The sequence below is a fragment of the Nocardioides rubriscoriae genome (assembly GCF_008087085.1).
In the GTDB taxonomy this organism is placed as follows: Bacteria; Actinomycetota; Actinomycetes; order Propionibacteriales; family Nocardioidaceae; genus Nocardioides; species Nocardioides rubriscoriae.
Map to the genome: position 1 here is coordinate 167,355 of NZ_VIYJ01000011.1, position 12,879 is coordinate 180,233.

General features: G+C 70.9%; 14 protein-coding genes. 8 read left to right on the plus strand and 6 right to left on the minus strand.

Features of this window, described 5'->3' with window-relative positions; genetic code table 11:
- Window positions 1-4 precede the first annotated feature (4 nt).
- The 3 genes from FZC61_RS19720 to ettA all read left to right on the plus strand — a co-directional run bounded on the left by FZC61_RS19720 (window position 5) and on the right by ettA (window position 2,797).
- Window positions 5-484 carry a nuclear transport factor 2 family protein gene (locus FZC61_RS19720; RefSeq protein ID WP_148615878.1) on the plus strand — a complete coding sequence of 160 codons (480 nt, stop codon included), beginning with the start codon at window positions 5-7 and terminating at the stop codon, window positions 482-484.
- 146 nt (window positions 485-630) lie between these two features.
- Window positions 631-1,035 (plus strand): single-stranded DNA-binding protein, encoded by a 405-nt coding sequence (locus FZC61_RS19725; RefSeq protein WP_148615879.1) that lies wholly within the window; start codon window positions 631-633, stop codon window positions 1,033-1,035.
- Between the two features lie 79 nt (window positions 1,036-1,114).
- Entirely contained in the window at window positions 1,115-2,797 is a 1,683-nt protein-coding gene (gene ettA / locus FZC61_RS19730; RefSeq protein WP_148615880.1) for an energy-dependent translational throttle protein EttA, read from the plus strand.
- Window positions 2,798-2,807: 10 nt separating this feature from the next.
- Here ettA and FZC61_RS19735 read toward each other — a convergent pair whose 3' ends face one another.
- A complete protein-coding gene (locus FZC61_RS19735; protein ID WP_148615881.1) occupies window positions 2,808-3,464 on the minus strand; it encodes a hypothetical protein in 657 nt (218 codons plus the stop codon).
- Between the two features lie 440 nt (window positions 3,465-3,904).
- Between FZC61_RS19735 and FZC61_RS19740 the strand changes: the two genes are divergently transcribed.
- Window positions 3,905-4,393, plus strand: coding sequence for a hypothetical protein (locus tag FZC61_RS19740; RefSeq protein WP_148615882.1), 489 nt, complete (start codon window positions 3,905-3,907; stop codon window positions 4,391-4,393).
- Window positions 4,394-4,623: 230 nt separating this feature from the next.
- Window positions 4,624-5,007: a hypothetical protein gene (locus FZC61_RS19745; protein WP_148615883.1), complete on the plus strand. Its 384-nt coding sequence runs from the start codon at window positions 4,624-4,626 to the stop codon at window positions 5,005-5,007.
- 59 nt (window positions 5,008-5,066) lie between these two features.
- On the opposite strand, the gene FZC61_RS19750 is transcribed toward FZC61_RS19745, so the two are convergent.
- Both FZC61_RS19750 and FZC61_RS19755 read right to left on the minus strand, forming a co-directional pair.
- On the minus strand, window positions 5,067-5,564 hold the full coding sequence (locus FZC61_RS19750; protein WP_148615884.1) for a MarR family winged helix-turn-helix transcriptional regulator: 498 nt from the start codon (window positions 5,562-5,564) through the stop codon (window positions 5,067-5,069).
- Between the two features lie 46 nt (window positions 5,565-5,610).
- Window positions 5,611-6,825 (minus strand): acetyl-CoA C-acetyltransferase, encoded by a 1,215-nt coding sequence (locus FZC61_RS19755; protein WP_148615885.1) that lies wholly within the window; start codon window positions 6,823-6,825, stop codon window positions 5,611-5,613.
- A 107-nt stretch (window positions 6,826-6,932) separates the two neighbouring features.
- Here FZC61_RS19755 and FZC61_RS19760 point away from each other — a divergent pair, with 107 nt between their 5' ends.
- A complete protein-coding gene (locus FZC61_RS19760) occupies window positions 6,933-7,805 on the plus strand; it encodes an acyl-CoA thioesterase (protein WP_148615886.1) in 873 nt (290 codons plus the stop codon).
- On the opposite strand, the gene FZC61_RS19765 is transcribed toward FZC61_RS19760, so the two are convergent.
- Entirely contained in the window at window positions 7,789-8,160 is a 372-nt protein-coding gene (locus FZC61_RS19765) for a globin (RefSeq protein WP_246142810.1), read from the minus strand. The two genes, FZC61_RS19760 and FZC61_RS19765, sit on opposite strands and share 17 nt — an antisense overlap.
- 44 nt (window positions 8,161-8,204) lie before the next feature.
- Window positions 8,205-9,212 carry a mechanosensitive ion channel family protein gene (locus tag FZC61_RS19770; protein WP_148615888.1) on the minus strand — a complete coding sequence of 336 codons (1,008 nt, stop codon included), beginning with the start codon at window positions 9,210-9,212 and terminating at the stop codon, window positions 8,205-8,207.
- 60 nt (window positions 9,213-9,272) lie between these two features.
- On the opposite strand from FZC61_RS19770, the gene FZC61_RS19775 reads away from it, so the two are divergent.
- Window positions 9,273-9,665: a hypothetical protein gene (locus FZC61_RS19775; RefSeq protein ID WP_148615889.1), complete on the plus strand. Its 393-nt coding sequence runs from the start codon at window positions 9,273-9,275 to the stop codon at window positions 9,663-9,665.
- On the plus strand, window positions 9,652-10,035 hold the full coding sequence (locus FZC61_RS19780) for a DUF5130 family protein (RefSeq protein WP_170286193.1): 384 nt from the start codon (window positions 9,652-9,654) through the stop codon (window positions 10,033-10,035). Before FZC61_RS19775 ends, FZC61_RS19780 begins: the two co-directional genes overlap by 14 nt.
- Window positions 10,036-10,196: 161 nt before the next feature.
- On the opposite strand, the gene pepN is transcribed toward FZC61_RS19780, so the two are convergent.
- Window positions 10,197-12,752 carry an aminopeptidase N gene (gene pepN, locus FZC61_RS19785; protein WP_148615891.1) on the minus strand — a complete coding sequence of 852 codons (2,556 nt, stop codon included), beginning with the start codon at window positions 12,750-12,752 and terminating at the stop codon, window positions 10,197-10,199.
- Window positions 12,753-12,879 lie beyond the last annotated feature (127 nt).

Sequence of the window (12,879 nt, forward strand, 5' to 3'; positions counted from 1 at the left end):
CACGATGTCGGAGTCACGCCCGCCGTTCCCGCCGTTCGACCTCGACGGCGCCCTCGCCAAGGTGCAGGCGGCCGAAGACGCCTGGAACACCCGCGACCCCGAGCGGGTCAGCCTGGCCTACACCGCCGATTCCGAGTGGCGCAACCGCGAGCACTTCCTGGTCGGGCGCACGGCGATCGTGGCCTTCCTCACCGCCAAGTGGGAGCGCGAGATCGACTACGTGCTGCGCAAGAGCCTGTGGTCCTACGCGGGCAACCGGATCGCGGTGCGGTTCCAGTACGAGAGCCACGACGCCTCGGGGCAGTGGTTCCGCAGCTACGGCAACGAGCTGTGGGAGTTCGCCGACAGCGGGCTCATGCGCCGTCGCGAGGCCAGCATCAACGACGTCGCGATCGACGAGTCCGAGCGGCGCTGGTTCGGGCCACGGCCCGAGTCCGAGCGCGGGATCGACCCCTGGCGGGAGCACGACTTCCCGCTGCGCTGAGCCGGCCTGACCAGGAGTCGTCCCCAGGCGCCGGCCGACCGGGCGTCGTCCACAGGCCCTCCCGCAGCGGGCCGTGCTTGTCGGCGGCGCCGCCTTGGCTCGTGCCTGCGCCCACCGTGGGCGCGTCACGAGACGAGGAGACAGAGATGTTCAACGAGACGATGGTGACCCTGCAGGGCCGGGTCGGCGGCGACGTCGTCCTGCGGCAGGCCGGCGGCGCCCCGGTGGCCAACTTCCGCGTGGCCTGCACCCCGCGGCGCCTCGACCGCGCCACCAACGCGTGGTCTGACGGGCCGACCCAGTGGTACTCCGTCTCGGCCTGGCGCGCCCTGGCTGAGCACTGCGCGGCGTCGCTGCACCGTGGCGACGCCGTGGTCATCCACGGCAAGCTCGACATGCGCACCTACATCAACAAGGCCGGCGTCGAGACCCTCGACGTGCAGCTCGAGGCGATGACGGTCGGCCACGACCTGTGCCGCGGCACCTCGACGTTCCATCGGGCGCGGGCGGCGCAGGCGGTGCCGGGCCCGGCCGAGGCCGCGGCCGCTTGAGTCCGTCGCGGTGCGCCACCCGGGCGCCGCCTCACCCCGCACGGGCGGTGCGCCCGTGCGGTGACTAGGCTCGGGCCCCATGGCGGAATATGTCTTCACCCTGCGCAACGTGCGCAAGGCCCACGGTGACAAGGTCGTTCTCAACAACGTCACCCTCTCCTTCCTGCACGGCGCCAAGATCGGTGTCGTCGGTCCCAACGGCACCGGCAAGTCGTCGCTGCTGCGGATCATGGCGGGGCTCGACAACGCCAACAACGGCGACGCGATCCTCGACCCGGGCGCGACCGTCGGCATGCTGCAGCAGGAGCCGCCGCTGAGCGAGGGCAAGACGGTGCTCGAGAACGTCGAGGAGGCCGTGGTCGAGCTCAAGACCAAGATGGCCCGCCTCGACGAGCTCTACATGCTCATGGGCGACCCCGACGCCGACCAGGACAAGGTCGCGACCGAGGCCGGCGACCTGCAGTCCGAGCTCGACGCCGCCAACGTCTGGGACCTCGACAGCCGCCTCGACCAGGCCATGGACGCCCTGCGCTGCCCGCCGCCCGACACGATCGTCGACAACCTCTCCGGTGGTGAGCGTCGCCGGGTCGCGCTGTGCAAGCTGCTGCTCCAGCAGCCCGACCTGCTGCTGCTCGACGAGCCCACCAACCACCTCGACGCCGAGTCCGTGCAGTGGCTCGAGGGCCACCTCAAGACCTACCCCGGCGCCGTCCTGGCCATCACCCACGACCGCTACTTCCTCGACAACGTCGCCGAGTGGATCCTCGAGCTCGACCGCGGCGCGGCGCACCCCTACGAGGGCAACTACACGACCTACCTCGAGACCAAGAAGGAACGGCTCAAGATCGAGGGCCAGAAGGACGCCAAGCGCGCCAAGATGCTCGAGCGCGAGCTCGAGTGGGTGCGCTCCAACGCCAAGGCCCGCCAGACCAAGAGCAAGTCGCGGCTCGCGCGCTACGAGGAGATGGCCGCCGAGGCCGACCGGATGCGCAAGATCGACACCTCCGAGATCAACATTCCCGCCGGCCCCCGGCTCGGCGACATCGTGCTCGAGGCCGAGCACCTCGGCAAGGGCTTCGACGGCCGCATCCTGATCGACGACCTCACCTTCTCGCTGCCGCGTGCCGGCATCGTCGGCGTCATCGGGCCCAACGGCGTCGGCAAGACCACGCTGTTCCGGATGATCACCGATCAGGAGGACCCTGACAAGGGCGACCTCAAGGTCGGCCAGACCGTCAAGATCAGCTACGTCGACCAGAGCCGCGGCGGCATCGACCCCACCAAGAACGTCTGGGAGGTCGTCTCCGACGGCCTGGACTTCATCAAGGTCGCCAACTTCGAGATGAACTCGCGCGCCTACGTCGCGTCGTTCGGTTTCAAGGGTCCCGACCAGCAGAAGAAGGCCGGCGTGCTGTCCGGTGGTGAGCGCAACCGCCTCAACCTGGCGCTGACCCTCAAGATGGGCGGCAACCTGCTGCTCCTCGACGAGCCCACCAACGACCTCGACGTCGAGACGCTGTCGTCGCTCGAGGACGCGCTGCTGGAGTTCCCGGGGTGCGCCGTGGTGACCTCGCACGACCGGTGGTTCCTCGACCGGGTCGTGACCCACATCCTCGCGTGGGAGGGCACCGACGACAACCCGGCCAGCTGGTACTGGTTCGAGGGCAACTACGCCGCCTACGAGGAGAACAAGGTCGAGCGGCTCGGCATCGAGGCGGCCCGTCCGCACCGGGTCACCCACCGCCGCCTGACGCGCGACTGACCGGGACCGGTCAGGCGGGGTAGCGGCGGATCTCGGTCCCGTCGAGGCCCACCTCGACGAGGCCCGACTCGTTGTAGTCGTTGGTCGCGTAGGCGGTGATGCTCGCCGCGTCACCGTCCGTCGTGGTCGAGGGGCCCTCGACGATCGCGTACCACGTGGTGGGGTCCTCGACCAGGCGCTTGGCCTCGGCGACGGCGGCGAGCAGCACGGCGGGGTCGACCTCGGCGAGGTCGACCCGCTCGTTGGACGCGGTGCCCTTGCCGGCGAAGTCGCCGAGGTCGCCGTCCCACTGCAGCGACTCCTCACGCTGGCTGGTGGCGTCGACGGGCACGTCGAGCACGGCGTACTCCGGGTAGATCACCGCGCGGAACAGCTCGGTGTCGCCGGTGCGCTCGGCGACGTCGTCGCGCAGCTGGGCGATGCCCTCGGCCGACAGGGCGTCCGGCCCACCGAACCCCGGTACGCCGTCCCCGCCGGCCAGCGACCTCAGGCCCAGCACGCCACCGCCGAGGGCGAGCGCGCCGGCGAGCACCGGCATCGCCAGCCGTGGGAGCCCGCCGCCACGACGCGCCGCCGGGCCGGTCGTCACGGTGGTCTCGGTCGTCGCGGTGGTCTCGGGCCCGCCCGGACCGGGGTCGTAGGTCGGCCACCGACGCTCGTCCGTCATGCGGGTCACGGTAGGGGTGGCTCGACGCGCCGGACAGGCCCGGAATGACTATGCGGTGACCCCGTGCGCAGTCCTCGGGCGAGGAGGGCGCGTACGACCGCTACGACCACTCAGACCCGACTCCACGATGGTCGAGGAGGTCGCCCGCGACCGTCTCGAGACCACTCCACCGCACCGTCACGATCACCTCGACCACGTCGTCCACATAGGTTGGTACTTCGTTCGAAAAGTGTCGGTGGTCGCGTCTAGGGTCGAAGACATGACCGGCACCCAGAGCCTCCTCGACCCGGCTCTGGCCGCGGTCGCGCAGGCCCGGGACTGGAAGCGACAGGGCGAGGTGGCCGAGCTGGTCGCGGTCCTCGACTGGACAGGCGCCCACCAGGTCGGTGATGCACTGGTGGCGACCCCGGGTCTGCGGCTGGGGGGTCGGCTGCCCCGTGGTGTCCGAGTTCGACACCTGGGACCTGTCCGCCGTGCTGGGCCAGTCCGCCGACTCCTGCACCACCTACGTCGGCAACGCGTTGGAGCTGAGGCACCGCCTGCCTCGGCTGTGGCAACGCGTCCTCGACCTGCAGGTTCCGGTGTGGCGCGCGTTCCGGATCACCGCCCGCACCCAGTGCCTACCGCCTGAGGGTGTTGCTGACGTCGACCGGGCCCTGGCCCACTGCGCCCACGCCGTCACCCTGGGCCAGGTCGACCGCACCATCGCCGTCGCCCTGGCCACCCACGACCCGGCCGAAGCCGAGGACCGGCGCAAGCGCGCCGACGAAGCCCCTGCTTCGACATCGACCTCACCGACAACCCGATCCTGCTCGGCGGGACCGTCGAGGTCCACGGCGTCCTCGACCTCGCTGACGCCCTCGACCTCGACGCCGCCATCACCGCGACCGCCACCCAGCTCGCCGACCTCGGCAACAACGACCCGTTAGACGTACGCCGCGCCGCAGCCGCCGGCGAGATCGCCCGCGGCCAGCTCGCCCTCGACCTCACCGCCAACCCTGGCACCGACCCCAGCACCGGCACCGCGCCTGGGCGGGGAGTCACGCTCTACGCCCACGTCAACGACACCGACGTCGCCACCGTCAACGGCACCCCGGTCCTGGTCGACCAGCTCATCACCTGGTGCACCCGGCCCGGGGTCAAGGTCACCGTCAAGCCCGTGGTCGACCTCAACGCCGACCTGACCACCGCCGGCTACGTGCCCGACGCCCGGCTGGCCGAACAGGTCGACCTGCGCGACCGACGCTGCGTGTTCCCGTTCTGCACCCGACACCGCACCGACCGCGACCACACCCAGCCCTACGACCACGACACCGATCACGACACCGATCACGACAGCGATCACGCCAGCGATCACGACGGCGACCACGACGACGGCGGGGTCGCCCAGACCCGGTCGTTCAACCTCGCCCGCCTGTGCCGCGGACACCACCGCGCCAAGACCTTCAGTCTCTGGTCCTACGACTCACCAGCCCCAGGGGTCTACCTGTGGCGCTCACCCGCCGGCGCGACCTACCTCGTCGACCGCACCACCGAACCCTGACCACCCCGCTCCGACACCCCGCCCACCCGGGCGGGGCCACAGGCACGTCCAGGCGGTCGTCAGCGCATCTCGCGGTCGGGGTGGCCGGCGATGAGGTGGTCGGCGACGGCGTTGAACACCCTGCCCATCGCGGCGAAGTCGGCGGGGTCGACGAGGTCGACCAGGTGCTCGCGGACGCTGGCGACGTGGGACGGGGCGACGTTCTCGAGCAGCAGCTGCCCGCGCTCGGTCATCACGGCGCTCACCCCGCGGCCGTCGTCCTGCGAGTCCTCGCGGCGCACGAGGTCGGAGTCCTCCATCCGGCGGATCGTGTGGGTCACCCGGCTGCGGCTGTGGGCCAACGAGTCGGCCAGCTGCGACATCCGCATACGTCCGTCGCGCTCGGAGAGACGCACGAGGATCTCGTACTCAACCATGGAGATCCCGTGGGCGTGGCGAAGGTCGTCGTCGAGGCGGTCGAAGAGCAGCGTCGAGCCGAGCACGAGCGCGCGCCAGGCGACCTGCTGCTCCTCGTCGAGCCAGCGCGGCTCGGGACGGGTCGGAAAGCGAGCGGGCACCCGGTCACCCTAAGGGGACCGGGTGCCCGCCTGCGGGACCCTCGGGTCAGATTCGCTCGAGGATGAGCGCCATGCCCTGGCCGCCACCGACGCACATGGTGATCAGGCCGGTCGACTTGTCGTGCCAGTCCAGCGAGTTGAGCATCGTGTTCTGCAGGCGCGCGCCGGTCATCCCGAAGGGGTGCCCGACGGCGATCGCGCCGCCGTTGACGTTGAGCCGGTCGAGGTCGATGCCGAGCTCCTGGTACGACGGCACGACCTGGGCCGCGAACGCCTCGTTGATCTCGACCAGGTCGATGTCGCCGATGCTCATGCCGGCGTACTTGAGAGCGTTCTTGGTGGCCTCGATCGGACCGAGGCCCATGATCTCGGGGGACAGGCCGCTGACGCCGGTCGACACGATGCGGGCCAGCGGGGTCAGGCCCAGCTCGGCGGCCTTGGTGTCGGACATGATCACGACCGCGGCCGCGCCGTCGTTGAGCGCGCAGCAGTTGCCGGCGGTGACGACGCCGTCGGGGCGGAAGACGGGCTTGAGGTCCTTGATGCCGTCGTAGGTGACGCCGGCGCGCGGGCCGTCGTCGGTGCTGACGACGGTGCCGTCGGGGGTCGTGACCGGGGTGATCTCGCGGGCCCAGAAGCCGTCGTTGATGGCCTTCTCGGCGAGGTTCTGCGAGCGGACGCCGAACTCGTCGAGCTCCTGGCGCGACAGGCCCTTCATCCGGGCGACGTTCTCGGCGGTCTGGCCCATCGCGAGGTAGATGTCGGGGAGCAGGCCGTCCTCGCGGGGGTCGTGCCAGTCCTGGCCGCCCTCGGCGTACTTCGCGGTGAGCTGCTCGGCGTCGGCGAAGAGGGGGTTCTTGGTGTCGGGCCAGTGGTCGGAGGTGCCCTTGATGAACCGCGAGACCATCTCGACGCCGGCGGAGATGAAGACGTCGCCCTCGCCGGCCTTGATCGCGTGGAACGCCATCCGGGTCGACTGCACCGACGACGCGCAGTAGCGGGTCACCGTGGCGCCGGGCACCAGGTCCATGTTGTTGAGGGTGTTGACCACCTTGGCCATGTTGTTGCCCGACTCGCCACCGGGCAGGCCGCACCCGAGGTAGAGGTCGTCGACGGTGTTGGGGTCGAGCGCCGGGATCTTGTCGAGCGCCGCCTTGACGATCGTGGCCGTCAGGTCGTCGGGACGCAGGTCCTTGAGCGATCCCTTGTTGGCGCGTCCGATCGGGGATCGGGCGGCGGAGACGATGACTGCTTCGGGCATGCGGGTGGCTCCGGTTCTCTGCGACTGGGTGGGCTCGGGACGAGCCTCGAGGTGTTCCCTCGCAGACTAGAACAGGTACCAGCCGCGTGGGCTGCCAGGATCATGGCGTGCGTCACCTCTACCAGTGCCCGATGCGTTGGGCCGACCTCGACCTGCTCGGCCACGTCAACAACGTGACCTACGTCGACTACCTGCAGGAGGCGCGCGTCCACATGATGCGCGAGCTCGGGCAGGGCCGGGCCACCCACGACGACCTCGAGGACGGTGTCGTCGTCGTACGGCACGAGGTCACCTACCTGTCGCCGCTGGGGCTGCGCTTCCGCCCGGTGAGCATCGAGTGCTGGGTGACCGAGGTGCGCGCGGCGTCGTTCACGATCGCCTACGAGGTCTTCCACGAGAGCGACGAGGGTGACGGGGGCCGCCAGGTCTACCTGCGGGCCACGACACTGCTGACGCCCTACGTGTTCGCCGAGGAGCGGCCGCGCCGGCTCACCGCCGAGGAGAAGGCCGACCTGGCGCCGTACGTCGAGGCGGCGCCGGGCCCGCCGACCGCGCGGATCGCCGCCCTGGGGGCCGACGAGCGCGCGAACGCGCGGCACTACCCGCTGCACGTGCGGTTCTCCGACGTCGACCTCTACCGCCACGTCAACAACGTGAAGTACTTCGAGTACTTCCAGGAGGCACGGATCCGGCTGATGGCCGACCTGACCCGCGACACCGGGCTGCGCCCCCCGCACGTCGTCGTCGCGCAGACCGACGTCGACTACGTGCGCCCGATCCTGCTGCGCCCCACGCCGTACGACGTGTGGTCACGGGTCTCGCGGGTCGGCACGCGCTCGATGACCGTCGACGCCGAGATCGACGACGGCACCCAGACCCTCGCGCGCTCGCGCGTCACGCTGGTCTTCTGGGACCCCGAGACCGAGCGCTCGACCGAGCCCGACCCGGCCCTGCACGCGCTGCTCAGTCGAACGTGTTGACCATGAACTGGGCGGCGTGGGTGACGTAGTCCCAGAACTTCTCGCGCTGCTCGGGGGTGAGGTCGACCGAGTCGAGGCCGGCGCGGAAGTGCAGCAGCCAGTGGTCCTTGGCGAGCGGGTCGACCCGGAACGGCGCGTGGCGCATCCGCAGCCGCGGGTGCCCGCGGGTGTCGGAGTAGGTCGTCGGGCCGCCCCAGTACTGCACGAGGAACAGCAGGAAGCGCTCCTCGGCGGGGCCGAGGTCCTCCTCGGGGTAGAGGGGGCGCAGCACCTCGTCGGTGGCGACGCCCTCGTAGAAGCGGTGGACGATCGCGCGGAGCGTGTCGATACCGCCGATCTCCTCGTAGAACGTCACGCCGCCATTGTGCCGTTCGAGCGTGAGGTCGTGGGGGTCGGGCATCAGGCCGACCCGGTGCCGTCGGCGGGCGCGGGCGCCTGCTCGTGGCGGTTCCAGACCATGCGCTGCGGGAACGGCATCTCGATGCCCTCGTGGTCGAAGCGGGCCTTGATGCGCTGGCGCATCTCGCGGGCGACGGCCCACTGCTCGCCCGGCGTGGTCTTGAGCACGACCCGGACGGTCACGCCGTCGATGGCGAGGTCCTGCACGCCCCACACCGACGGCTCCTCGATCACCTGCCCCTTGAAGTCGTCGTCCTCCCAGAGGTCGTGGGCGACCTCGCCGAGCACCCGGCGCACCCGGGCGAGGTCCTCGTCGTAGGAGACCTTGACGTCGAGCACGGTCCGCGCCCAGTTCTGGCTCTGGTTGCCCACCCGCACGATCTGGCCGTTGGGGACGTACCAGACGGTGCCGTTGACGTCGCGGACCCGGGTGATCCGCAGGGTCACCGCCTCGACGGTGCCGATGGCCTCGCCGAGGTCGACCTGGTCGCCGACGCCGAACTGGTCCTCGATGATCATGAAGACGCCGGACAGGAAGTCCTTGACCAGCGACTGCGCGCCGAAGCCCAGGGCGAGGCCGACGATGCCGGCGCTGGCGATGATCGGGGCGATGTCGACGCCGATCTCGCTGAGCATCATGGTGCCGAACACCATGGTGATCAGGCCGGTGACGATGCTCTTGAAGAGGCTCGCGATGGCCTCCGCGCGCTGACGGCGCCGCTCGGTGACCAGGAGGTTGACCCGGTCGGGCAGCACCCCCTTGGCGGCGCGGCCCGCGACCCGGTCGATCGCCTTGTGCGCGACCCAGCGCAGCACGAACGCCATGAGCAACAGCCCGGCCAGCGCCAGCGGCGTACCGATCAGGACCCCGGAGTAGTCGGCGAGCCGCTCGTGGCCGGTGAGGTCGTAGACGGCGTTGCAGATCGTCTCGTCGGCGCTGCAGGGGTTGCCGTCCGGGGCGAGCGTCGTGGTGGAGGGATCGAGGGACGTGAGGGCGGGGACGAGCATGCGTTCATGCATAGCAGGCCGTGGTCATCGGGCACGTCGGCGGCCGATAGGATGAGGACCGTGACTGGGACCGTGATCAAGGCCACCGTACGCCGCGCCGCCATCCTGGGCATCGCCTCCGCCGCGCTGCTCGGCTCGTCCACCCTGCTGGCGGGCCCGGCCTCGGCCGAGGTGCCGGTCGGCTGGGGTCCGCAGGAGCCGGTCGACAAGCTCTACGTGCTCGGTGTGCTCGTCGGGATCCCGCTCGGCCTGGCCGTGCTGATCGCGGCCCTGGTCTACCTGCCGAGCCTGGCGCGCGGCGAGCGGGTCGCGCCGGGCGCGACCGCCCCCGAGGACCAGTGGCTGGGTGGACGCCGTACGGCGGGCGAGATCGCCCTCAGCCCGGCCAGCCCGGCCGGCGCGTCCGAGGCCCCGGCTCTGGAGACGGACGGTGGGGCAAGTGCCCGCTGGTGAGTACCTCAGCGCCGCCGACCGGGCCTCGCTCGACCTGACCATCCGCAAGGCCGAGCAGCTCTGCCGCGCCGAGTTCTCGGTCTTCGTCGGCCAGTCCCAGGGCGACAGCCGCACCTTCGCGGTCGGCCTGCACCGCTCCCTGGTCGCGCCCGACCGCAGCATCCTCGTGATGGTCGACCCGACCGCCCACGCCGTCGAGGTCGTCACCGGTGCCGCCGTACGCCGCAGCCTCGACGACGCCCGTGCCGAGCTGGCCGTGGCGACGATGGTCGCGTCCTTCCGCGACGGCGACCTCGTCGGTGGCCTGCGTCGCGGCATCCAGCAGCTCGCCGAGCACGCCAGGCCCCAGAACACCCTGCACGCCGGCTGAGCACCCCGTCAGTCCACGTCGGTCGAGGAGGTTGCGCTAGCAACCGTGACGAGACCACTCGCCGCAGCTGCAGGTCGAGTCGACCACCTCGCTGCGGTCGTGGGGTCTCGAGACGGTCGCAGGCGACCTCCTCGACCACCGTGGTGGCCGAGGAGGTCGGTTCAGGCGTTGTGGGCGTCCTTGGCCTGCGCGGCCAGCGCGCGGGCGACCTCGGCCCGGCCCTCGCGGACGTAGCGCAGGGCCCCCGGGTTGGCGTCGGCGGTCTCGAGCCACGCGTCGAGGCGGGCCAGAAGCTCGGCCGAGGCCTGCGGGTGCGGGAAGAGGCCCTGCAGGGCGACCGCGGCCTTGTGGGCGCCCAGGCGCTCCCAGACGGTGCCGACGGCGTCGAGGTAGCGCTCGACGTAGGGCGCGAGCAGCTCCTGCTGGTCGGAGACCTGGAAGCGGGTCACGATGCTGCGCGCGGTCTCGTTGGGCGTGCTCGGGTCGAGCGCGGCGGCCCAGGCGGCCTCCTTGGCCTCGGCTGAGGGCAAAGCGGCGCGCGCGGCGGCGGCGTTCTCCTTGCCGCTGATGGTGTTGTCGGTCTCGAGCATCGCGTCGATCCGGGCCTCGTCGGCGCGGCCGGCGGCGCACAGGCCGGTCAGCAGCGCCCAGCGCAGGTCGGTGTCGACGTCGAGGCCCTCGAGCACGAGCGAGCCGTCGAGGAGGCCCTCGAGGTCGGCGATCGCCTGGTCGCTGCGCGCCGCGCCGGCGTACGAGCGCACGAACGTCAGCTGCGAGTCGCTGCCCGGCTCGGCCGCGTCGATGAGCTCGCGCAGCCCCTGCTGCCAGCGCGCCCGCAGGGCCGGACGGCCCGCGGGGTCGGAGAAGGAGCTGACGGCCTGGGCCGCCGACATCGGGATGCGGGAGATGCCCCACGAGTCGGTCTCGGAGCCGATGTTGCGCAGCACCAGCTCGACGAAGTCGGTGGCGGCCATCTCGGCGTCGCGGGTCATGTCCCACGTCGCGCCCCACACCAGGGCGCGGGCCAGCGAGTCGTCGAGGCGTGACAGCCCGCTGATCGCGGTCGCGAGCGAGCGCTCGTCGAGGCGGATCTTGGCGTAGGCCAGGTCGCCGTCGTTGAGCAGCAGCAGATCGGGCTGACGCTGGCCGACGGCCTGCTTGATCTCGGTCGTCTCGCCCTCGACGTCGACCTCGAGGTAGTCGCGGCGCACGAGGCGACCGTCGACCTCGTCGTACAGGCCGATGCCGAGGCGGTGGCGGCGCAACGTCGGCTGGTCGGGGTGCGCCGACTGGTGGACCGTGAGACGGGTGTAGGCGCCGTCGTCGTCGAGCTCGAACTCGGGGCGCAGCGTGTTGACGCCCGCGGTCTGCAGCCACTCCTCGGCCCACGACGCCAGCTCGCGACCCGAGGCGCGCTCGAGCGCGGCGAGGAGGTCGGCGAACTCGGTGTTGCCGTAGGCGTGGTCGGTGAAGTACTGGCGGATGCCGGCCACGAAGGGCTCGAGACCGACCCACGCCACCAGCTGCTTGAGCACCGAGGCGCCCTTGGCGTAGGTGATCATGTCGAAGTTGACCTCGACGGCCTCGAGGTCGTGGTTGTCGGCGGCGATCGGGTGGGTGCTCGGCAGCTGGTCGGCGCGGTAGCCGGTCTGCTTGCGGGCGTTGGCGAAGCCGGTCCACGCGTCGGTGAACTCGGTGGCCTCGGCCTCGGCCCAGTAGCAGGCCCACTCGGCGAAGGACTCGTTGAGCCACAGGTCGTCCCACCACCGCATGGTCACCAGGTCGCCGAACCACATGTGGGCCATCTCGTGGGTGATCACCGAGCAGCGGAACTCGTAGAACGAGCGCGGCTGGCGCGAGCGGGGGAGGTACTCGTCGCGCAGGGTCACGCAGCCGGCGTTCTCCATCGCGCCCATGTTGTACTCGGGCACGTAGAGCTGGTCGTACTTCTCGAACGGGTAGGCCATGTCGAACTTGTCCTCGAAGAACGCGAAGCTCTGCGAGGTGATCTTGACCAGCTCGTCGCGGTCGAGGTGCTCGACCAGCGACTGCCGGCAGTAGTGGCCGAGGGGGATCTCGCCGAACTTGCCCCGGTAGGTGTCGAAGACGCCGTGGTACTCGCCCGCGACGACCGCGGTGACGTAGGTCGACATGCGCTTGGTCGTCGGGAAGGTCCACACGGCCGTGCCGTCGCCCTGCTTCTCGGGCTCGGGCGTCGGGGCGTTGGACACGACGACCCAGTGGTCGGGGGCGGTCACGCGGAAGTCGAACACGCCCTTGAGGTCGGGCTGCTCGAAGGTCGTGAACACGCGGCGGGCGTCGGGCACCTCGAACTGCGAGTAGAGGTAGACCCGGTCGTCGACGGGGTCGACGAAGCGGTGCAGGCCCTCGCCGCTGTGGGAGTAGGTGCAGTCGGCCCGCACCACGAGCACGTTGTCGGCCCGCAGGTCGGGCAGCGGGATCCGGCTGTCGACGTACGTCGCCGGATCGAGCGACACGCCGTTGAGCCTGATCTCGTGGACCGTCGCGTCGACGAGGTCGGCCCACGTCGAGGCGCCGGGCTCGCGGCACGTGAAGGCGAGCGTGGTGGTCGACCCGAAGGTCGTGGTGGTCGGGTCTACGGCCGTCGTGAGGTCCAGGTCGATGGAGTACGACGTGACGTCCAGGAGGGCGGCGCGGGTGGCGGCCTCGGCCCTGGTCAGGTTGGTTCCGGGCATGCCAGGCATCCTCGCACCCAACCGTCTGGCCGTCCCCGCCCGCTCGGGGTCGTCCGCGTGGGTGCGGGGGAGAGGGGTCGAAACGACACGCCTGTCATTCAAGGTGCGTGACTCTGGGGCCGAAGTG